Origin of the sequence: Parabacteroides sp. Y3-G-102 (assembly GCF_023656845.1) — a bacterium.
Classification (GTDB): Bacteria; Bacteroidota; Bacteroidia; order Bacteroidales; family Tannerellaceae; genus Parabacteroides; species Parabacteroides distasonis.
The window spans coordinates 103167-124985 of sequence record NZ_JAMOKU010000013.1 but is presented as its reverse complement, the minus strand read 5'-3'; the positions used below and the strand labels follow the sequence as shown (position 1 = coordinate 124985).

General features: G+C 45.3%; 14 protein-coding genes and 1 pseudogene. 8 read left to right on the top strand and 7 right to left on the bottom strand.

Going from position 1 to position 21819, the window contains the following annotated elements; all coding sequences use genetic code 11:
• Positions 1-98: 98 nt before the first annotated feature.
• Both NBH16_RS08680 and pruA read right to left on the bottom strand, forming a co-directional pair.
• A pseudogene (locus NBH16_RS08680) lies at positions 99-506 on the bottom strand (proline dehydrogenase family protein); the annotation flags it as partial.
• Positions 507-596: 90 nt separating this feature from the next.
• The gene (pruA, locus tag NBH16_RS08675) at positions 597-2228 is read right to left on the bottom strand and encodes an L-glutamate gamma-semialdehyde dehydrogenase (protein WP_005854238.1); all 1632 of its coding nucleotides are present in this window, start codon (positions 2226-2228) and stop codon (positions 597-599) included.
• A 216-nt stretch (positions 2229-2444) separates the two neighbouring features.
• Between pruA and NBH16_RS08670 the strand changes: the two genes are divergently transcribed.
• The 8 genes from NBH16_RS08670 to NBH16_RS08635 all read left to right on the top strand — a co-directional run bounded on the left by NBH16_RS08670 (position 2445) and on the right by NBH16_RS08635 (position 10764).
• The gene (locus NBH16_RS08670) at positions 2445-2633 is read left to right on the top strand and encodes a ferredoxin (protein ID WP_005854237.1); all 189 of its coding nucleotides are present in this window, start codon (positions 2445-2447) and stop codon (positions 2631-2633) included.
• Positions 2634-2794: 161 nt separating this feature from the next.
• A complete protein-coding gene (locus NBH16_RS08665; RefSeq protein ID WP_005854236.1) occupies positions 2795-3448 on the top strand; it encodes a DUF1349 domain-containing protein in 654 nt (217 codons plus the stop codon).
• A 183-nt stretch (positions 3449-3631) separates the two neighbouring features.
• Entirely contained in the window at positions 3632-4186 is a 555-nt protein-coding gene (locus NBH16_RS08660) for a helix-turn-helix domain-containing protein (RefSeq protein WP_005854235.1), read from the top strand.
• 12 nt (positions 4187-4198) lie between these two features.
• Positions 4199-5854 carry an AMP-binding protein gene (locus NBH16_RS08655; protein ID WP_195473697.1) on the top strand — a complete coding sequence of 552 codons (1656 nt, stop codon included), beginning with the start codon at positions 4199-4201 and terminating at the stop codon, positions 5852-5854.
• Positions 5855-5869: 15 nt separating this feature from the next.
• Positions 5870-6943: a glutamate 5-kinase gene (gene proB / locus NBH16_RS08650; protein WP_005854230.1), complete on the top strand. Its 1074-nt coding sequence runs from the start codon at positions 5870-5872 to the stop codon at positions 6941-6943.
• A 5-nt stretch (positions 6944-6948) separates the two neighbouring features.
• Complete coding sequence (locus tag NBH16_RS08645) at positions 6949-8196, top strand: glutamate-5-semialdehyde dehydrogenase (protein ID WP_005867252.1); 1248 nt, start codon at positions 6949-6951, stop codon at positions 8194-8196.
• 50 nt (positions 8197-8246) lie between these two features.
• Positions 8247-9722 (top strand): sensor histidine kinase, encoded by a 1476-nt coding sequence (locus NBH16_RS08640; RefSeq protein ID WP_057319337.1) that lies wholly within the window; start codon positions 8247-8249, stop codon positions 9720-9722.
• Between the two features lie 79 nt (positions 9723-9801).
• A complete protein-coding gene (locus tag NBH16_RS08635; protein WP_005854226.1) occupies positions 9802-10764 on the top strand; it encodes an N-acetylornithine carbamoyltransferase in 963 nt (320 codons plus the stop codon).
• Between the two features lie 199 nt (positions 10765-10963).
• Here the strand turns inward: NBH16_RS08635 and NBH16_RS08630 are convergent, their stop codons facing one another.
• From NBH16_RS08630 to rpoB, 5 genes are all read right to left on the bottom strand, one after another.
• Positions 10964-11278 (bottom strand): DUF3467 domain-containing protein, encoded by a 315-nt coding sequence (locus NBH16_RS08630; RefSeq protein WP_005854225.1) that lies wholly within the window; start codon positions 11276-11278, stop codon positions 10964-10966.
• Positions 11279-11640: 362 nt separating this feature from the next.
• Positions 11641-12525, bottom strand: a complete 885-nt coding sequence (locus NBH16_RS08625) for an AraC family transcriptional regulator (protein ID WP_005854224.1) — start codon at positions 12523-12525, stop codon at positions 11641-11643.
• A 15-nt stretch (positions 12526-12540) separates the two neighbouring features.
• Complete coding sequence (locus tag NBH16_RS08620; protein WP_005867247.1) at positions 12541-13404, bottom strand: endonuclease/exonuclease/phosphatase family protein; 864 nt, start codon at positions 13402-13404, stop codon at positions 12541-12543.
• 160 nt (positions 13405-13564) lie between these two features.
• Positions 13565-17860, bottom strand: coding sequence for a DNA-directed RNA polymerase subunit beta' (rpoC, locus tag NBH16_RS08615; protein ID WP_005867246.1), 4296 nt, complete (start codon positions 17858-17860; stop codon positions 13565-13567).
• Between the two features lie 77 nt (positions 17861-17937).
• On the bottom strand, positions 17938-21750 hold the full coding sequence (gene rpoB, locus NBH16_RS08610) for a DNA-directed RNA polymerase subunit beta (protein ID WP_005854221.1): 3813 nt from the start codon (positions 21748-21750) through the stop codon (positions 17938-17940).
• Positions 21751-21819 lie beyond the last annotated feature (69 nt).

Below are 21819 nucleotides of genomic sequence, written 5' to 3'. Positions count from 1 at the left end.
TGAAAGTATCTCTGATGGCAGAATCAACTGTGCCAATGCTAATAGTCCTTGATTGTTCATGGTACAAAGGTGCAAATTTTCTATAGAATTAAAGAATTTTCCCCCTGATTTATCGGGTGAGCCTTGAATACGGCATAGGCCAGATTCGTATTTCCTTTCGCAAAATCTATCGAGCGCAAGGTTTCCTCGAAAGTCGCCTGTATGCCCTCCGGGGTCTGCTCGCTCTCCGCCGAATAATCGAGCGTCGATTTCACGTTGTATTTCATCAAGTGGTTGATGGCAGCGGAACAGTCTTGTAAAGTTTCTCCCCCAACGAACTGTTTATATAAGGTAGGCTTCACCGCCCAAGCCAGCGGGAAATGTATTTTCAAGGCTATACTCGTGGCTACTTTAGCGCATTTTACCAACCAAGGATATTTTATCGTATTAAAAAGCCAGTAAGCATTTTGTAGTTCTCCCCGCGACTTCGACGAGAAAGCGATCTCGGTATTGTTAAAGTCTAACATATTGTATGTAGATAAAGGTAACGTCATAGCGTAGAGACGGGGCACGCCCCGTCTCCCCCACAATCAGTTGGTATTTCTTAATTATGACAATTATTTCTCACCTAAGAACGGATACCCGTAGCTCGTCGGAGGAACCAAGCATTCCTTGATACAACGAGGATTCGTCCAACGAATCAAGTTCAACGGGCCACCGGCCTTGTCATTCGTTCCAGACGCACGGGAACCGCCGAACGGTTGCTGGGCGATCACGGCGCCGGTCGGTTTATCATTGATATAGAAATTACCGGCCGAATAGCGCAAGGTATTGAATGCCTTATCAATCGCATAGCGATCACGGGCGAAAATAGAACCCGTCAATCCGTACGGAGAAGTTCGATCACAAAGTTCCAAAGTCTCCTCATATTTAGCGTCGTCATATACGTAGATCGTAATCACCGGCCCGAAGATTTCCTCTACCATGCTCTTGAACATCGGGTCCGTGGTCTGGATAACCGTTGGCTCCACGAAATAACCAACCGATTTGTCCCCGTTACCACCAAAAAGAACCTCCGCGTCCGGAGACTGTTTCGCATAATCGATATAACTCATGATGTTATCGAACGAAGCCTCATCGATCACGGCATTGACAAAGTTCGTGAAATCCTGCACGTCACCCATCTTGATCTCTTTCAGCATATCGCCCACATAATCTTTCACCTCTTTCCAGAGAGAAGCCGGGATATAGGCCCGAGAACCCGCCGAGCACTTCTGCCCTTGATACTCGAACGCACCGCGTACGATAGCGGTAGCCACATCCAACGCCGGAGCGGAAGGATGAGCGAAGATAAAGTTCTTGCCACCTGTCTCGCCTACGATTTTTGGATAAGATTTATAATGCCCCAAGTTCTCTCCGATCTGACGCCACAAGGTATTGAACGTAGAGGTAGAGCCCGTAAAATGGAATCCCGCCAAATCACGGCTACCCGTAATCACCTTACCGATCACGCTACCCTGTCCCGGGATGAAATTCACTACGCCATCGGGCAAACCGGCCTCTTGGAAAACCTTCATCAAGAAATAGTTCGAATGGATCGCCGTAGTAGACGGTTTCCATACCGCCACGTTACCCATCATAGCCGGAGCCATATTCAGGTTGGAAGCGATCGACGTAAAGTTAAACGGCGTGAGCGAGAACACGAAACCTTCCAAGGCTCGGTATTCCATACGATTCAATATACCCGTCTCGGAATAGGGTTGATCGGCATATACTTGACTAGCGTAGAAGGTACTGAAACGCAAGAAATCGATCAATTCGCAGGGAGCGTCGATCTCCGCTTGGAACGGATTCTTGCTCTGTCCCAACATAACCGAAGCGTTCAGGATATAACGATATTTCGTAGCCAACAACTCAGCTACACGAAGCATAATAGACGCACGTTCCACCCATGGAAGTTCTGACCATTCCTTATGCGCTTTCATGGCGGCGTCGATAGCCATTTGTACTTCTTTCTCGCCCGCCTTATGATAAGTAGCCAATACATGATGATGATCATGAGGCATAACGACCTTACCGGTATTACCCGTACGGATCTCTTTTCCGCCAATTACCAGAGGAATATCCCATTCCTCGGAACTTATCTGCGCTAACGCTTTCTTTAAGGATGCTTTTTCACTTGATCCGGGAGCATACGCTTTTACCGGCTCATTAATGGGTTTAGGAAATCTAAAAATAGCATTATCCATAATACTTCAGATTTTTTAAATGGTTATTCAATGAAACTTTCTGCTGTAAACGTAGCAAATTTATTTTAAAACAGTGGCGTATAAACGTTAATATATATCAACCAAAGATAAGCTCATTCCACGGTCTATACAATGATCTAAAAGGCCTCTCCCGAAAACAATCCGCGAAAGTTGTTTGTTACATTAACATATTAATCATCTTAAAGGAATAAAATTATGGCAATTAAAAGAGTTTGGATTGAGGAGGATTGCATCGCTTGCGGTACATGCGAGGGCATTTGCCCGGAAGTATTCACAGTTACAGATCGCTCACGTGTAAACGAAGGAGTTAATTTCGATGATTTCGAGGCGGGTATTAAAGAGGCTGCCGAAAGCTGTCCGGTCGAGGTTATCAAATACGAATAGACAAAAACACATTAACCCTTACTTTTCCTTCCTAGATAAAATCTCAGAATCATTGCGCAATCTATAATAACACGTTACCTTTGCCAGAGGTAAGGTTAATAACATTAACCTCTTACGGGAATAGAAAGAATCGAAATAAGAAATAAGAAATAAGAAGTAAAATGAGAAAATTAGTGTTACTGAGTTTTGTTATTGTCGCCTCTTTGCAATTTTGCGGGGCGCAATCATTGGATAAGATGCAATGGTTCAACGAGCCGGAGCAATGGGAGATTAAAGACAAGTCGCTTTCCATGCAGGTCACTCCCCAAAGTGACTATTGGAGGATTTCCCATTACGGGTTTACGGTAGATGACGCTCCTTTTTATTATGCTACTTATGGGGGTGAATTCGAAGTGAAAGTCAAGATAACCGGCGATTACAAGCAGCGTTTTGACCAAGCCGGCCTGATGCTTCGTATCAATCATGAAAATTATATAAAAGCCGGTATAGAGTTCGTGGATGGTAAATACAACCTAAGCGCGGTCGTTACGCATAAGACCTCCGACTGGAGCGTTATCACCTTAGACAAAGCGATCCCTTATGTATGGATAAAAGCAGTCCGGAGATTGGACGCCGTGGAGATCTTCTACTCATTCGATGATAAGGAATACACCCTTATGCGTAACGCTTGGCTACAAGACAATATCCCCGTACAAGTCGGGTTTATGGCCGCTTGTCCCGACGGGAAAGGATTTAATGTGACATTCGAGCATTTCAAGGTAAAACACCTCCCGGATCAGCGCCGGTTAGAATGGCTAAAGAAAAATGCTGAATAAGTATTAGATGCTTATTTTTCAGACGCAGATGACACGGATTTACTATTCTTATCCGTATTATCTGCGTCATTTGTATTAAAAACAAGCCATACCTGTTAATTAGAAAAGAAAACAAGGGCTTTCACCTTCTTTTTGCTTTTTATTCCTATCTTTGGAGCGACATAATACAATAACTTCAGCAAAATGAACGAACAGATACAACAAATCGCGGAGCGTCTGGCCGGATTACGGGACGCACTGGAGATTACGCCGGAAGAAATGGCAAAGGTCTGCAACCTCACGACTGAGCAATATTTGCTGCTGGAAAGCGGCACGGTTGATATTTCCGTTAGCGTATTGCACCAGATCTCACAGGCTTATGGCGTAGAATTAACCACGTTGATGTTTGGCGACGAGCCTAAAATGAGTACGTACTTTATTACTCGTAACGGAAAAGGTGTTGCCGTAGAGCGTACGAAAGCCTATAAGTACCAATCATTGGCCGCCGGTTTCGTCGGACGTAAAGCGGACCCCTTCTTGGTAACCGTACATCCCAAACCAGAGGATGAGCCGATGTATCTCAATTCCCATCCGGGGCAAGAATACAATATGGTATTAAAAGGACGTCTGTTACTACAGATCAACAATAAAGATCTTATCTTAGAAGAAGGTGATAGTATTTATTTTAACTCAGAGCTTCCTCACGGTATGAAAGCGCTGGATGGGGAAAAGGTCAGTTTCTTGGCCGTCATTTTATAAACGATCAACAGCATGTTAGAAAGATTTATAGATAAAACGACGTTTGAGTCGCAAGAAGATTTTATTAAAAACTTCAAGATCAAGGTTCCGGAGAACTTCAACTTCGGATATGATGTGGTAGACGCTTGGGCGGAGGAAGAACCTGATAAGAAAGCGTTATGTTGGACAAACGATCATGGAGAGCATATTGATTTTACGTTTGCCGACTTGAAACGGTATACGGACCAGACGGCTTCTTATTTCCAATCCTTGGGGATCGGACATGGCGATATGGTGATGCTGATACTCAAACGCCGTTATGAGTTCTGGTTTTCTATCATCGCATTGCATAAATTAGGGGCTGTCGTGATACCGGCTACACACTTACTGACCAAGAAAGATATCGTTTATCGTGCGAATGCCGCCGATATCAAGATGATCGTTTGCGCCGGAGAGGAAGTGATAACGAAACATATCATAGAGGCTTTGCCGGACTCACCGACCGTAAAAAGAGTCGTATCCGTAGGGCCGGAAATACCGGAAGGTTTCGAGGATTTCCAACAGGGTATCCAAAACGCCGCTCCTTTCGTCCGCCCCTCTCACCCAAATAGCAATGACGATATCTCTTTGATGTATTTCACCTCCGGTACGACTGGAAACCCGAAAATGGTTGCCCACGACTTTACGTATCCGCTGGGGCATATCGTGACCGGTAGTTTCTGGCACAACTTGCATAAAGACAGCCTTCATCTGACGATAGCGGATACGGGCTGGGGCAAGGCGGTTTGGGGTAAGCTATATGGGCAATGGATCGCCGGAGCGACCGTATTTGTTTACGACCACGAGAAATTCACGCCTGCTGATATGTTGCAGATGATACAGGATTACCGGATCACCTCGCTTTGCGCTCCTCCTACGATCTTCCGTTTCTTAATTCGTGAGGATATGACTAAATACGATTTATCATCCTTACAATATTGTACGATCGCCGGCGAGGCTTTGAATCCTGCCGTATTCGATATGTTCTATAAACTGACCGGCATTAAATTGATGGAAGGCTTCGGCCAGACAGAGACTACTCTGACAGTCGCCACTTTCCCGTGGATGGAGCCGAAACCGGGCTCTATGGGTGTTCCCAACCCGCAGTACGATGTCGATTTATTGCGTCCGGACGGAAGCCGTGCGGAGGATGGCGAGCAAGGACAGATCGTGATCCACACAACAAATGGCAAGCCTATCGGGTTATTCAAGGAATATTACCGGGACGCAGAACGTACCCGGGAAGCTTGGCACGATGGCCTGTATTACACGGGAGACGTGGCTTGGCGTGACGAGGATGGTTACTTATGGTTCGTTGGCCGCGCGGACGACGTGATCAAGAGTTCCGGCTATCGTATCGGGCCGTTCGAGGTGGAAAGTGCCTTGATGACCCACCCGGCGGTAGTGGAATGTGCTATCACCGGTGTCCCCGACGAGATCCGCGGACAGGTAGTAAAGGCCACGATCGTATTGGCGAAGGATTATAAGGATAAAGCGGGTGATGCCTTGATCAAAGAATTGCAAAATCACGTGAAACGTGTCACCGCTCCTTACAAATATCCCCGTGTTGTCGAATTCGTGGACGAACTGCCGAAAACAATCAGCGGAAAGATCCGACGGGTAGAGATCCGGGATAAAGATAATAAATAATAAATCATAACTTTCTTGAAAAGGATCGCTGTAAAAATAGGAAGTAATGTCCTGACCCGCAAGGATGGGACGCTAGATATCACCCGCATGTCCGCGTTGGTTGACCAAGTAGCGGACTTGCATCGGCAAGGTATGGAGATCGTCTTGATCTCCTCCGGTGCCGTGGCTTCCGGACGAAGCGAGATAAAGGCCGGCAAAAAGCTGGATCCCGTATCAGCCCGGCAACTGTATTCGGCGGTAGGACAGGCCAAGTTGATCAACCGGTATTACGAGTTATTCCGGGAGCATGGCATGACTTGCGGGCAAGTGCTTACTACAAAAGAGAATTTCGGGAGTCGTACGCATTACCTAAACCAGAAGCATTGCATGGAGGTAATGCTTGAAAACAAGGTGATCCCCATCGTGAATGAGAATGATACGATATCCGTAACCGAGCTGATGTTCACGGATAATGATGAGTTATCCGGCTTGATCGCTACGATGATGGGAATGGATGCCTTGGTGATTCTTAGTAATATAGACGGGATTTACAATGGAAATCCGTCGGACCCGGATAGTTCCGTGATCCGGGAAATCGAATGTGGGAAAACAGATTTGTCGGAATATGTACAGACTAGCAAATCATCCTTTGGACGGGGAGGTATGTTGACGAAATGTCATATCGCCCAAAAAGTGGCAGACGAAGGTATTGCGGTTATCATCGCCAACGGCAAAAAGGATAATATCCTTCCGATGTTATTGGCGGTGGATAGCGACACGGTCTGCACCCGTTTCATTCCGGCCTCGAAACCCGTCAGCAGCGTAAAGAAATGGATCGCCCACTCCGAGGGTTTCGCCAAAGGGGAAATACATATCAATAAAGGAGCCGAGGAGGCATTGACCGCCCCGAAAGCGACTAGCGTATTATTGGTTGGAGTAACCCGCATCGAGGGTGATTTCGAAAAAGATGATATCGTAAAGATAATGAATGAGGAAGGCGTGCAAATCGGCGTAGGCTGTACCGCCTATGACAGCGAGGAAGCACGTAAGCAAATAGGGCAACGGGATTTAAAACCGCTTATACATTATGATTATCTATATTTGGATTAAAAAGTATGAATGTAAAAGATATGCTGCGACAGGCATCGGATGCGGCTAAACAATTGATAACGCTATCGGATCAAACGATTATCGGGATCTTAAAGGAGACAGCGCAGGTTCTACGGACTCATACGGAGGAGGTACTCGCCGCGAATCGCCAAGATCTGGAACGTATGGACCCAGCGAACCCGAAATACGACCGGCTGAAATTGACAGAGGAAAGGCTACAAGGTATCGCCGCCGATATGGAGAATGTATCGACATTACCTTCTCCATTAAATAAGGTCTTGAGCGAGACTACCCGCCCGAACGGAATGGTTATCCGAAAAGTAACCGTGCCTTTCGGGGTGATCGGTGTGATCTATGAGGCTCGTCCGAATGTTACCTTCGATGTTTTTTCCTTATGTTTCCGAAGCGGTAATGTTTGCGTGCTAAAGGGTGGATCGGATGCGGACTTCTCTAACCGAGCCTTGGTACGCATCATCCATTCTGTATTAGAGCGTCAGGGTATAAATCCGGCGGTATGCACTTTACTACCTCCGGATCGAGAGGCTACGGCGGAATTACTGGGAGCGGTCGGCTTGGTTGACTTAATCATTCCTCGTGGAAGCAGTTCCTTGATTCACTTCGTCCGGGAACACGCAAAAGTTCCGGTGATCGAGACTGGCGCTGGTATCTGTCATACCTATTTTGATCGCTCCGGAGATAAAGGCAAGGGACGTGAGATCGTAAATAACGCAAAGACACGGAGGGTCAGCGTATGTAATGCCTTGGATTGCTTAATCATCCACCGAGAACGTCTATCTGATCTTCCGTATATCTGTGGAAAGCTTCCGGACAGCAACGTAATCATTTATGCGGACGAACCGGCTTATGCCGCTCTATCCGAACATTATCCGGAGACGCTTTTACAACAGGCTAACGAAAACAGTTTCGGTACCGAGTTCCTCGATTACAAAATGAGTATCCGTACCGTATCCTCTTTAGACGAGGCTCTATCACATATCGCCCGGTACAGTTCAAAACATAGCGAAAGCATAATCAGCGAAGATCCGGAAACTATCCGGCGCTTCCAGCAATTGGTAGATGCCGCTTGCGTATACGCAAATGTATCTACCGCCTTTACTGATGGGGCCCAATTCGGATTCGGGGCGGAGATCGGAATCAGTACCCAAAAGCTACATGCCCGGGGACCGATGGCGCTTCCTGAATTAACGACTTATAAATACATCATAGAAGGAGACGGGCAGACGAGAATATAGGAACTCGCCTGTCTCTTTCTTCTAGAACAACACTTAAATCTAAACGAATAATGTCAACAGTAATAGATTCAAATATTTTCAATACTTTAGTTTCAAATACATTCTATTCCTGTCCTTTAGGAGGGGCTATCTATGATACGGAAGGAAATCTGATAGACTTGAATAAGGCGATGTTCGCTCATTTTTCCTTGGCAGATAAGCATGACTTTATTATAGAACATCTATTTAATAACATCGTACTAACCGATTCCTTGAAGTCATCTTTAAGAAAAGGTGACGCAATTATATGCGAAGAGCCCGTCACGTTTAAAGTAGAACCCATCTATACCGATGAACAGGGGCTTAGCGGGTATACGCTTTGGCTTACGCAGCAGGGAGAAAAAGAAACTGACAGGGAAAATAAACTATTGATGGGACAATTGAACGAGAGCCGGATATTGATGCGGCAAGCGTTGGAAGACGGTAAATTAGCCGCTTACTCATTCAGCTTCGACCGTTTCTCCACTTGCGACAAAAAGCATTGTAACCGCTGTTTTCAATTCTACGGCACGACCAATACTCTATTAGATAAAAACAGGTTTATATGCAGGGCTTTATCATCCGTACGTAAGCCCGAGGATAGTTTGGATTTCTTCTATCTGTTCAATAAAATCCGGGACGAGAAATTATCGTCTCACAACGTCACCTTCCACCTGAGGAATCAAGACGGGACTTATAAGATGTATGAAATATCGGGTAAAAGCATGGATATTGATGAAAGCGGCACCCCACATGTCATTATAGGTAGCATTATCGAAAAGGAAAACGACGAGCTAGCTATCGCGGATCATCAGAAATCCAAGGATCTTTCCCTATTGAAATCTACGTTTCTGGCAAATATGACGCACGAGATCCGGACTCCGCTAAATGCCATCGTCGGCTTCTCCGATATGTTAGGACTGGAAGATGATCCGGAAATGCGTGAACAGTATATTTCCATGATTAAAGAAAATAACACGGCTTTGCTCGAATTAATCAATGACACACTCGAGATGTCCAGAATCGAGTCCAATACGATCAATTGGTCATATGAGGATGTAAATCCGCTCGCTATCATGCACGATGTATACGAATACGCCTCTCCCCGCATATCCGAAAACGTACGGTTAATCTTGGATGATTCTCCAAACGTATCTCTTCACACGGATAAACATAAGCTTATGCTTATCTTGAAAAAACTACTTTCTAACGCCCTCCGATATACGGAGAAAGGAGAAATTCATTTCGGATACCAATCGTTGTATCCGGTCAGCGTGCAATTTTACGTGTCCGATACAGGCAACGGCATCCCGAAGGACAAACTAGGGCACATCTTCGAGCGATTCTTACAATTGAACGAATTTGAACCGGGTACCGGATTGGGACTTTCAATCTGTAAAGGTCTGGTCACCGCCATGGGAGGTGCCATTTGGGTGAACTCGGAGGAAGGGAAAGGTTCTACCTTCAGTTTCAAACTACCCATAACACCTCCGGATACGATCTCTTAAACAATTCCTTGGTCTTTCTAAAGGATAATTGACAAGTAGTCATTATCTTTGCCTTTAACAAAATATTATTGTAACAGATATGAGACATTTCACTTGCGTACAGGATTTAGGTGACTTGAAACAAGCGCTTAATGAAGCTTTCGAGATCAAGAAAGATCGTTTCCAGTTTAGTGAACTGGGAAAAAACAAGACGTTGTTGATGATATTTTTCAACTCAAGCCTACGTACCCGCTTAAGCACCCAAAAGGCCGCCATGAACTTGGGTATGAACACGATCGTTTTGGACGTTAACCAAGGTGCATGGAAGCTGGAAACAGAGCGAGGTGTTATCATGGATGGTGATAAACCGGAGCATTTGCTGGAAGCTGTTCCTGTAATGGGCTGTTACTGCGATGTGATCGGGGTCCGTTCTTTCGCACGCTTTGAGAATAAAGAAGATGATTATAACGAAAAGATATTGAGTCAGTTCATCGAGCATTCCGGCCGGCCGGTATTTAGCATGGAAGCGGCGACACGCCATCCGTTGCAAAGTTTCGCCGACTTGATCACGATAGAGGAATATAAGAAAACAGCTCGTCCGAAGGTAGTCATGACTTGGGCTCCTCATCCGAAATCATTGCCGCAAGCCGTTCCAAACAGCTTTGCCGAATGGATGAACGCTACAGATTATGAGTTTGTTATCACTCATCCGGAAGGTTATGAGCTTGATCCTAGATTCGTAGGCAACGCTAAAGTGGAATACGATCAGAAGAAGGCTTTTGAAGGAGCGGATTTCATTTACGCAAAGAACTGGTCCGCTTATAAAGATCCGAATTACGGACAAGTAATCAGCACTGATCGTAGCTGGACCGTAGACGCAGAGAAAATGGCGCTTACGAATAACGCTTATTTCATGCATTGCTTGCCGGTTCGCCGCAATATGATCGTTTCCGATGATGTGATAGAGAGCCCGCAAAGTATCGTAATCCCCGAGGCGGCAAACCGTGAGATCTCCGCACAAACCGTATTGAAAAAAATATTGATGGGATTATCTAATCTTTAGGATAGAGAGATAGGGTATTCTTTACGATGGGCATTCTTAGGTGTTTATAACAGGCATTCTTAACACCTTAGAATGCCCATTGTAAGCATCTAAGAATAGGCATCAAGGTTTTTCAATGTAAACGAGCCATCCCAACAATAAAAGAGTACTCCCCTACTCTTGTAGAAAAGTACTCTTTCTATGGCTGAAAACAAATCTATTAAGCCTCTCCTGTCGGACCTGCGAAGTCCTCAAAATTAGCTGTTTTGTTATTATTATTTCCTGCTTGAAGTTGCTCCCCAAATTTCTTGATATTGTCTTGCAAAGCGAATAACAAACGTTGAGCGTTATCCGGAGTTAAGATTACGCGGCTTTTTACTTGTGCCTTAGGAGCTCCCGGAACCACCCGGATGAAATCTAGGATAAATTCAGAGCTTGAATGAGATATAATAGCCAAATTGGCGTAAGTTCCTTGTGCCATCTCTTCAGATAACTCGATCTGAATCTCGTTATTGGCAGGTTTGTTGTTTTCCATACTTTCTTCTTTTAAATTTATGGTGATTAAAAATTGCGAAGACAAATATACATATTTATTCCGGGTTACAAAGGGGTTGAAGACTATAAATGCAAAAACGACTACCTTCTCAGGCAGTCGTTTTCTAGTTGTGTTTTTAATTCTCAATTCTTTAGACCAATGTAAAAATACCTTTTGTGTTTGATATAATTGGTTTTGGCGTTTTAGTTAAGGTTTGTTTTGTCTAAGTGCTAATCTCTTTCACTTGAACTTTACAAAAGTAAGGGCTTTAGCAAAGACCACCAAATACTATATGTGCAATAAATAATACTATATCATCAACACTTGACACAAATCAATGTAAACATGCTTTAAATCATGTTTTAAATTATAAACCTCGAACGGGAATATTTCTCCCTGTACTCTGTAGGGGTACTCCCCCTACGCCGTTTGAATACCCGGTTGAAATTCGATAGATTATTAAAACCGCACCTGTAACATATTTCAGAAATACTGTCACTTGTATCGGTCAAACGGCATACCGCCTCGGCTACCCGGATCTCGTTCAAGTTATCGATAAATGTCTTTCCCGTCCACTTCTTCAAGAAACGCATCAATGAGGCATCGCTCATATTTGTTAACTTAGCCACTTCCGACAAGGTGATACGTTTTTGATAATTTTCGTGTAAATATAACATGATACTATCTAAACGATCGGTATCGTTATTATTATAGTTCTTTACCGTGTTCACGGCATTCAACCGACGGGCTGCTTTATCCAAAGATAGAATCTTAAGAATCTCGACCAAACGCAACAGGTTCTTGAAAGAATCCGGCTTGTTATCGTTCGACAACATTCTTAATTTATCTTGAATGCCAAGTATCATTTCCCGGCTGAAAACAAGACCACTGGAAGCGTTATCAAACATATCCTTCATGGTCTTGAAATGCCGTCTATTGATCAAGCTATCAAATAACGATTTATGAAATTGTATCGTTATCTCAAAGATCCCATTACACGGACACTTATGGTTCGAGTAAGCATGCTTCGTTCCTCCCGCGATCAACACCAAATCCAGATCATCGATTTCCTCGACCGAATCGCCAACTATCCGGATAGCACCAGCGGCATTCTCCAGATAGTTCAACTCAAACTCCATGTGTACATGTAACGGAAAATTAAACCCCGATTTCGGGCGTTGCATGACCAAGAAGCAATCTTCTGATGAAAGCGGGGTAGTTTCCTTCAATACGTCTACTTTCCCCATACACACAAAGCTTTTTTATTCGAGTATCAACGTACTGATTACCGGGCAATGGTCGGATGGGAACAGATTATTCAACGTTTCAGTCAATACACCATGACGCAATACCTTGATATTCCCTTTCACGAAGATATAATCGATCCATTCACGCTTGTCGTAAGGGATCTTTCCAAAATCATGGAATGTCCATTCCGGGCCGTAAGTAAACCCTGCGATCGTGCGGGAATGAGTCAAATGACGAGGATCACTCGGATTAGTCAATACTTGTATCGGCTCATCAGAAGGCACGGCATTGAAATCGCCAGTCACGATTATAGGCAAATTCTCGGATAATTTCTTCGCTTGCTCCAGCACCAAAGAAGCTCCTTCATGACGAGCCACTTTCCCCATATGATCCAAGTGCGTATTCAAGAAGAAGAATTTCTTTCCCGTATTCTTATCTTTCAAGATCGCCCAAGTAGCTACACGCTCGCATGCGGCGTCCCAACCTTTCTTACCAACGGCATTTATATCTTCGGCTAACCAGAAATTACCGCTTTTCTCAACGGAGAAACGATCCTTACGATAGAAAATCGGAGCGTACTCCCCTTTCGTCTTGCCATCCTCACGACCAACACCCACATAAGCGTATTCCGGTAAACGATCAAGCAAATCATTCAGCTGATTATTCAAGACCTCTTGCGCACCGAACACATCCGCCTCATGGAATTTCACTAAATCAGCAGCGAAATCTCTTCTGAATTTCCATTGATTATCCTTATCACCCGAATTATCGTAACGGATGTTATAAGACATTACATTCATTTTCTCATCGTTGTTTTTAGCGAATAAGCAGCCAGTGGCAAATAAAGCCACCATTAAACAAAGTAAAATTCTCTTCATGATATTGATTATTATATGTTTCTTATATGTCTCAGTATTTATCTATGGTCTTTGTTACCTCGCAAAAATAAAGTTTATCCATTTATTAAGCAAATAAGGAAGAACAAAAAAGGCCGACAGATTGCTCTGCCGGCCTTTCTTTATAGTTTATTAAACGTTCCTATTCTTCATCATCTTTGTCCATGGCATTGAAATCAACCACGTTCTTGCGATTAGCGAAGATACGATCGAACTCATCCTTTGCGCCTACGATCAGCTTATCAAACTCACGCTGACCGGTACCGGCAGGAATCAAGTGACCACAGATAACGTTCTCTTTCAAACCTTCCAAACGGTCTACCTTTCCGTTGATAGCAGCCTCGTTCAATACTTTCGTCGTCTCTTGGAAAGATGCGGCGGACATAAAGCTGTTCGTCTGCAAAGCGGCACGTGTGATACCTTGAAGAATCTGGTTGGCTGTAGCCGGAATAGCGTCACGTACCTCGACCAACTTAAGGTCACGGCGTTTCAACATACTATTCTCATCTCTCAACTTACGCGCAGTCACGATCTGTCCGGCCTGCAATGTCTGAGAATCTCCCGGATCGGTAACAACTTTCTTGCCCCAGATACGATCGTTCTCGTCCATTACCTCCAACTTATCAACAATCTGCTGCTCCAAGAAGCGAGTATCTCCCGGATCAACCACCTCTACCTTACGCATCATCTGACGAACGATAACCTCGAAGTGCTTATCGTTGATCTTCACACCCTGTAGACGGTATACATCCTGAACCTCATTCACGATATATTCCTGTACAGCCGTCGGACCTTTGATCGCCAAGATATCCGAAGGAGTGGTAGCACCGTCTGATAGCGGCATACCCGCACGGATATAGTCGTTCTCCTGAACCAATAATTGTTTAGACAGAGGAACCATATATTTCTTAACCTCACCCAACTTAGACGTTACAGTGATCTCACGGTTACCACGTTTGATCTTACCGAATCCTACCTCTCCGTCGATCTCAGATACGACAGCAGGGTTAGACGGGTTACGAGCCTCGAACAACTCGGTTACACGAGGAAGACCACCGGTGATATCACCGGCCTTACCTACGGCACGAGGGATCTTAACCAAAACCTCACCAGCTTTCACTACATCACCATTGTCTTTCACGACGTGAGCGCCCAACGGCAAAGAGTAGTTCTTCAAGTAATTACCATTCTCATCCACGATATGAGCGGCCGGAGCCTTCGTCTTATCCTTAGACTCGATGATGATCTTCTCCTTCAAACCGGTAGTCTCATCACTCTCAACCTTGTAAGTTACGTTCTCTACCAAACTCTCGAACTCGATCTTACCGGAAACCTCTGATACGATTACGGCATTGAACGGGTCCCACTCGATGATCACGTCACCCTTCTTAATTGAGTCACCGTTGTTGAAGAACAACTTAGAACCATAAGGTATATTATGAGTCAACAACACGATCTTCGTGTTCGGATCAACAATGCGCATTTCAGCCAAACGGCTTACTACTACCAAATGTTTCTTTCCGCTCACCTCGTCTACCGCCTCAACAGCACGAAGCTCGTCGATCTCTAAAATACCATCATATTTAGATGTAATACTATTCTCTGTTGCGATGTTGGATGCGATACCACCGACGTGGAATGTACGCAACGTCAACTGTGTACCCGGCTCACCGATAGACTGCGCGGCGATTACACCGACAACCTCACCCTTCTGAACCATGCGGTTCGTAGCCAAGTTACGTCCATAGCACTTAGCGCAGACACCCTTCTTAGACTCACAAGTCAATACGGAACGAATCTCGACGCTCTCGATCGGAGAGTCTTGGATTGCCTTAGCGGCATCCTCACGGATTTCCTCACCGGAACGAACGATAACCTCGCCCGTAATCGGATGGATCACATCGTGAACAGATACACGACCTAAGATTCTCTCATACAAGGAAGCGATCACCTCCTCGTTATTCTTCAATTCCGTACAAACCAAGCCACGCAATGTACCACAGTCTTCCTCGTTTACGATCACGTCGTGAGAGACGTCAACCAAACGACGAGTCAAGTAACCGGCGTCGGCAGTCTTCAAAGCGGTATCAGCCAAACCTTTACGAGCACCGTGAGTAGAGATAAAGTACTCCAACACGGACAAACCTTCCTTAAAGTTAGAAAGGATCGGGTTCTCGATAATCTGACCACCTTCTGCACCACTCTTCTGCGGTTTCGCCATCAAACCACGCATACCGGACAACTGACGAATCTGCTCCTTAGAACCACGGGCACCGGAATCCATCATCATGTAGATTGAGTTGAATCCATCGTTATCCGCCGTTAATTGCTTAATCAAGATATTAGACAAGTTACTATTAACGTGTGTCCAAGTATCAATGATCTGGTTATAACGCTCGTTGTTGGTAATGAAACCCATATTATAGTTAGCCATGATCTGCTCAACCTCCTCATATCCCTTCTGAACCAACGCATCTTTTTCAGCAGGAATAAGCACATCGGCCAAGTTGAAAGACAGACCACCCTTAAATGCCATATAGTAACCCAAGTTCTTGATATCATCCAAGAACTGAGCGGTACGAGCTACGCCACAAGCCTTGATTACCCGACCGATGATGTCGCGAAGAGACTTCTTACCCAACACCTCGTTTACATAACCAATCTCTTTCGGAACAAACTCATTTACCATCAAACGACCTACAGAAGTCTCTACCATCGTCTTCACCAAGTTACCGTTCGCATCCAAATCCTCCACGTAAACATGGATCGGAGCATGGATATCCAACTTCTTCTCATTGTAAGCGATCGTAGCCTCTTCCGGACCATAGAAAGTCAAACCTTCGCCTTGTGTACCCTTGCGCAACTTGGTAATATAATACAAACCAAGCACCATATCCTGAGAAGGTACGGTAATAGGAGCACCATTCGCAGGGTTCAAGATATTGTGTGAAGCCAACATCAACATTTGAGCTTCCAAAACAGCCTCATTACCTAACGGCAAGTGAACAGCCATCTGGTCACCGTCGAAGTCGGCGTTGAATGCCGTACATGCCAACGGGTGCAACTGGATAGCCTTACCCTCGATCAATTTCGGCTGGAACGCTTGGATACCCAAACGGTGCAATGTCGGGGCACGGTTCAATAATACCGGGTGACCTTTCATTACGTACTCCAAAATATCCCAAACAACCGGTTCCTTACGGTCAACGATCTTCTTGGCAGATTTCACCGTCTTCACGATACCGCGTTCGATCAATTTACGGATAACGAAAGGCTTATAAAGCTCGGCAGCCATATTCTTCGGCAAACCGCACTCGTGCATCTTTAATTCCGGACCTACGACAATAACCGAACGAGCGGAGTAGTCAACACGCTTACCCAACAAGTTCTGACGGAAACGACCTTGTTTACCTTTCAAACTGTCGGACAAGGACTTCAACGGACGATTGGCGTCTGTCTTAACAGCGCTCGATTTACGAGAGTTGTCAAACAAAGAGTCCACGGCCTCCTGAAGCATACGTTTCTCATTACGTAAGATCACTTCCGGAGCCTTAATATCGATCAATCGTTTCAAACGGTTATTACGGATAATAACACGACGATATAAATCATTCAAGTCAGAAGTAGCGAAACGGCCACCGTCCAACGGAACCAACGGACGCAGTTCAGGAGGGATCACCGGGATCACCTTCATGATCATCCATTCCGGTTTGTTACGACCTCTGGACGCACGAAAAGACTCAACCACCTGAAGGCGTTTCAAGGCCTCGTTCTTTCTCTGTTGAGATGTGTCCGTGTTCGCACGGTGACGCAACTCATAAGAAAGAGAATCCAAGTCCAAGCGAGCCAACAGATCATAAACAGCCTCAGCGCCGATCTTAGCGATGAACTTATTCGGATCCGTATCCTCTAGCAATTGATTTTCTCTTGGAAGGCTATCCAAAATATCCAGATATTCCTCCTCAGATAATAGGTCTAACTCACCGACCGTGTCTACGCAACCCGGCTGGATCACGACGTAGCGTTCGTAATAGATGATGGAATCCAGTTTCTTGGTAGGAAGACCTAGCAAGTAACCGATTTTATTAGGCAAAGAACGGAAATACCAAATATGGGCAACAGGAACCACCAAATGAATGTGTCCCATACGTTCACGACGAACTTTCTTTTCCGTAACTTCCACTCCACAACGATCGCAGACAATACCTTTGTAACGGATACGCTTGTACTTACCGCAATGGCACTCATAGTCCTTGATCGGACCAAAGATACGCTCACAGAACAAACCGTCACGCTCAGGCTTATACGTACGATAGTTAATTGTTTCCGGTTTCAAAACCTCACCGCTGGAGTTCTCTAGGATCTCCTCAGGGGATGCCAGACCGATGGTTATTTTTGAAAAGTTACTCTTTATCTTGTTTTCTTTTCTAAAGGCCATATTATTTATTTATAAAGAGTTATCAATAGATAAAGTAGGACGGGCCGTAGCCCACCTACTTCTTTATTGTTATTGAATTAATCCAGAGTGAAACTCAAACCAAGTCCTCTCAACTCGTGCAATAATACATTCAGAGATTCAGGGATACCCGGCTGTGGCATCGGATCACCCTTCACGATCGCCTCATAAGCCTTCGAACGTCCTACAACGTCATCAGACTTAATCGTAAGAATTTCCTGAAGAACATGAGCGGCACCGAAGGCTTCCAGTGCCCAAACCTCCATCTCTCCGAAACGCTGACCACCGAACTGTGCCTTACCACCTAACGGCTGTTGCGTAATCAAAGAGTACGGACCGATTGAACGGGCATGCATCTTATCGTCAACCATGTGGCCCAACTTCAAGAAGTAAGTCACACCCACCGTAGCAGGTTGGTCGAAACGCTCACCAGTACCACCATCATACAAGTAAGACTTACCGTAGCGAGGAATACCAGCCTTGTCTGTCCATTCATTCAAATCATCCAAAGTCGCGCCATCGAAGATCGGAGTAGCGAACTTAACGTCCAACTCACGTCCGGCCCAACCCAACACGGCCTCGAAAATCTGTCCCAAGTTCATACGAGAAGGCACACCCAGCGGGTTCAAGCAGATATCCACCGGAGTACCGTCTTCCAAGAACGGCATATCCTCCTGACGAACGATCTTTGATACGATACCCTTGTTTCCGTGGCGACCGGCCATCTTATCACCTACCTGAATCTTACGTTTCTTGGCGATATAAACCTTAGCCATCTGTACGATACCTGTCGGCAGCTCATCACCGATCGTCAAGTCGAACTTCTTACGTCTCAACTCAGCGTCAAGCTCCTTGTACTTCTTCAAATAATTCAAGATAACCTGTTTGATCAACTCATTCTTCTGAGCGTCTGCCGTCCACTTGCTTACTTGGATGGAGTTATAATCCAATTCTTCCAGAGATTTGCGGGTAAACTTAGCACCCTTAGCGATAATCTCCGTATTCATATAGTCTTTAACACCTTGAGAAACCTTGCCGTTTGTAAGCACTAACAACTTATCAACTAACAAAGTCTTCAAGCTAGCCATCTTTTCTTCGTATTCCTCGTCCAACTTCGGCAAGATCGCCTTATCAGTCAATCTGGATTTACGTTTCTTGACAGCCTTCGAGAACAAAGCGGTCTCGATAACCACACCGCGCAAAGACGGAGTAGCCTTCAAGGAAGCATCCTTCACATCACCCGCCTTATCACCGAAGATAGCACGCAACAACTTTTCCTCCGGAGATGGATCAGACTCACCTTTCGGAGTGATCTTACCGATCAAGATATCACCCGGCTCGATGCGAGCACCTACACGAACGATACCTCTCTCATCCAAATCCTTGGTAGCCTCTTCGCTGACGTTAGGGATATCGGAAGTCAATTCCTCCATACCACGCTTCGTCTCACGTACCTCAAGGATGTATTCGTCAACGTGGACAGACGTAAAGAAGTCCTCACGAACCATACGCTCGTTCAACACGATAGCATCCTCATAGTTATAACCCTTCCAAGGCATGTAAGCCACCTTCACGTTACGTCCCAAAGCAAGCTCGCCTTTCTGGGTTGAGTAACCCTCGGTAAGGATATCGCCGGCTTTCACACGTTGTCCGCGATGACAGGTCGGTTTCAAATCGACTGTCGTACTTTGGTTGGTCTTACGCCATTTCGGGATATTATATGTCTTAACCGCATCCTCGAAGCTAACGAATTCCTCGTCCTCCGTGCGGTCATATTTAATCTTGATACAAGTAGCATCAACGAACACAACCTCGCCCTCACGCTCAGCCATAATCTGAGTACGAGAGTCACGAGCAACCTGCGCCTCGATACCGGTACCAACGATCGGAGCGTCCGTACGCAACAAAGGAACCGCCTGACGCATCATGTTAGATCCCATCAACGCACGGTTAGCGTCATCATGTTCCAAGAACGGGATCAGTGAAGCCGCGATAGAAGCTATCTGCTGCGGAGCCACGTCCATCAAGTCAATCTCAGAAGGAGGGACAACAGGGAAGTCAGCCTCGAAACGAGCCTTCACCTTATCGCGGATAAACTTACCGTTATCATCCAATGGAGCGTTACCTTGAGCGATTGTCAACTCTTCCTCTTCCTCCGCCGTGTAGTATTGCAAGCCTTCCTCAGAGAAGTCGACCTTTCCATCTGCCACCTTACGGTACGGAGTCGAGATGAAACCTAGATCGTTGATCTTAGCGTATACACATAAAGAAGAGATCAAACCAATGTTCGGACCTTCCGGGGTCTCAATCGGACAAAGACGACCATAGTGCGTATAGTGAACGTCACGAACCTCGAATCCGGCACGCTCTCTAGACAAACCTCCCGGACCTAGGGCTGATAAACGACGCTTGTGCGTGATCTCCGCCAACGGGTTCGTCTGGTCCATGAACTGAGACAAGGCATTCGTTCCGAAGAAAGAGTTAACCACGGAAGAAATCGTCTTCGCGTTGATCAAATCAATCGGAGTAAACACCTCATTATCGCGAACGTTCATACGTTCACGAACTGTACGTGACATACGAGCCAAACCAATACCGAACTGGTTATACAATTGCTCGCCAACCGTACGTACACGACGGTTGCTTAAGTGGTCGATATCATCCACGATAGCCTTCGAGTTGATCAACTCGATCAGGTACTTGATGATCTCGATAATATCTTCTTTAGTCAAAACCTTAACATCAGCGCTTGTAGTAAGGCCTAACTTCTTGTTGATCCTGTAACGTCCCACCTCACCCAGATCATAACGTTTCTCTGAGAAGAACAGGTTCGTGATAACCTCGCGTGCGCTAGCCTCATCAGCCGGTTCCGCATTTCTCAACTGTCTGTAGATATACAACACAGCTTCCTTCTCGGAGTTACTCGGGTCTTTCTGGAGCGTATTATATATGATAGCATAGTCGGACAGATTCTGGTCCTCACGATGCAACAAAATATTTTGCGTGCCTGAATCCAAGATAGCCTCGATATTGTCACTATCCAATACAGACTCACGGTCGATGATTACATCGTTACGTTCAATAGAAACCACCTCACCGGTATCCTCATCTACGAAATCCTCCACCCAAGTCTTCAAAACACGAGCGGCCAGCTTACGTCCGATAAACTTCTTCAGGTTTGCTTTCGTTACCTTCACCTCTTCCGCAAGGTTGAAGATTTCAAGAATATCTCTATCGCTTTCAAAACCAATAGCTCTCAAAAGAGTAGTTACAGGCAATTTCTTTTTACGGTCGATGTAAGCGTACATCACATTGTTGATGTCCGTAGCGAACTCGATCCATGACCCCTTGAACGGGATAATACGTGCGGAGTACAACTTCGTTCCGTTTGCGTGCGTGCTTTGTCCGAAGAATACGCCCGGAGAACGGTGCAGCTGAGACACGACAACACGCTCGGCACCGTTGATCACGAAAGTACCTCTGTCCGTCATATACGGGATCGGACCCAAGTATACATCTTGGATCACCGTATCGAAGTCCTCATGATCCGGGTCCGTACAGTACAGTTTTAACTTCGCTTTTAAAGGCACGCTATAGGTTAACCCGCGAGCGATACACTCATCGATACAGTAACGAGGCGGATCTATATAGTAATCTAAGAACTCCAACACAAAATTGTTACGGGTATCCGCAATCGGGAAATTCTCGGCAAATACCTTATACAATCCCTCCTTCTTTCTCTTTTCAGGAGGAGTGTCAAGTTGAAGAAAGTCTTGGAACGACTTCAATTGAACTTCGAGAAAGTCCGGATACGGGAACTGATTCTTTATCGAAGCAAAATTAACTCTTTGGTTTTCAGCTGTTGAAGACATCTAGTAAGGAATTTATTGAACTTATTGAAATTATAGACACAAAAAGGTTAAGAGTCTTCGTAGTCGGAG

Bases quoted from the DNA above. Each gene is read 5' to 3' on its own strand.
- pruA (WP_005854238.1), bottom strand. From the start codon at position 2,228: ATGGATAATGCTATTTTTAGATTTCCTAAACCCATTAATGAGCCGGTA.
- NBH16_RS08670 (WP_005854237.1), top strand. From the start codon at position 2,445: ATGGCAATTAAAAGAGTTTGGATTGAGGAGGATTGCATCGCTTGCGGT.
- NBH16_RS08665 (WP_005854236.1), top strand. From the start codon at position 2,795: ATGAGAAAATTAGTGTTACTGAGTTTTGTTATTGTCGCCTCTTTGCAA.
- NBH16_RS08660 (WP_005854235.1), top strand. From the start codon at position 3,632: ATGAACGAACAGATACAACAAATCGCGGAGCGTCTGGCCGGATTACGG.
- NBH16_RS08655 (WP_195473697.1), top strand. From the start codon at position 4,199: ATGTTAGAAAGATTTATAGATAAAACGACGTTTGAGTCGCAAGAAGAT.
- NBH16_RS08645 (WP_005867252.1), top strand. From the start codon at position 6,949: ATGAATGTAAAAGATATGCTGCGACAGGCATCGGATGCGGCTAAACAA.
- NBH16_RS08640 (WP_057319337.1), top strand. From the start codon at position 8,247: ATGTCAACAGTAATAGATTCAAATATTTTCAATACTTTAGTTTCAAAT.
- NBH16_RS08635 (WP_005854226.1), top strand. From the start codon at position 9,802: ATGAGACATTTCACTTGCGTACAGGATTTAGGTGACTTGAAACAAGCG.
- NBH16_RS08630 (WP_005854225.1), bottom strand. From the start codon at position 11,278: ATGGAAAACAACAAACCTGCCAATAACGAGATTCAGATCGAGTTATCT.
- NBH16_RS08625 (WP_005854224.1), bottom strand. From the start codon at position 12,525: ATGGGGAAAGTAGACGTATTGAAGGAAACTACCCCGCTTTCATCAGAA.
- NBH16_RS08620 (WP_005867247.1), bottom strand. From the start codon at position 13,404: ATGAAGAGAATTTTACTTTGTTTAATGGTGGCTTTATTTGCCACTGGC.
- rpoC (WP_005867246.1), bottom strand. From the start codon at position 17,860: ATGGCCTTTAGAAAAGAAAACAAGATAAAGAGTAACTTTTCAAAAATA.
- rpoB (WP_005854221.1), bottom strand. From the start codon at position 21,750: ATGTCTTCAACAGCTGAAAACCAAAGAGTTAATTTTGCTTCGATAAAG.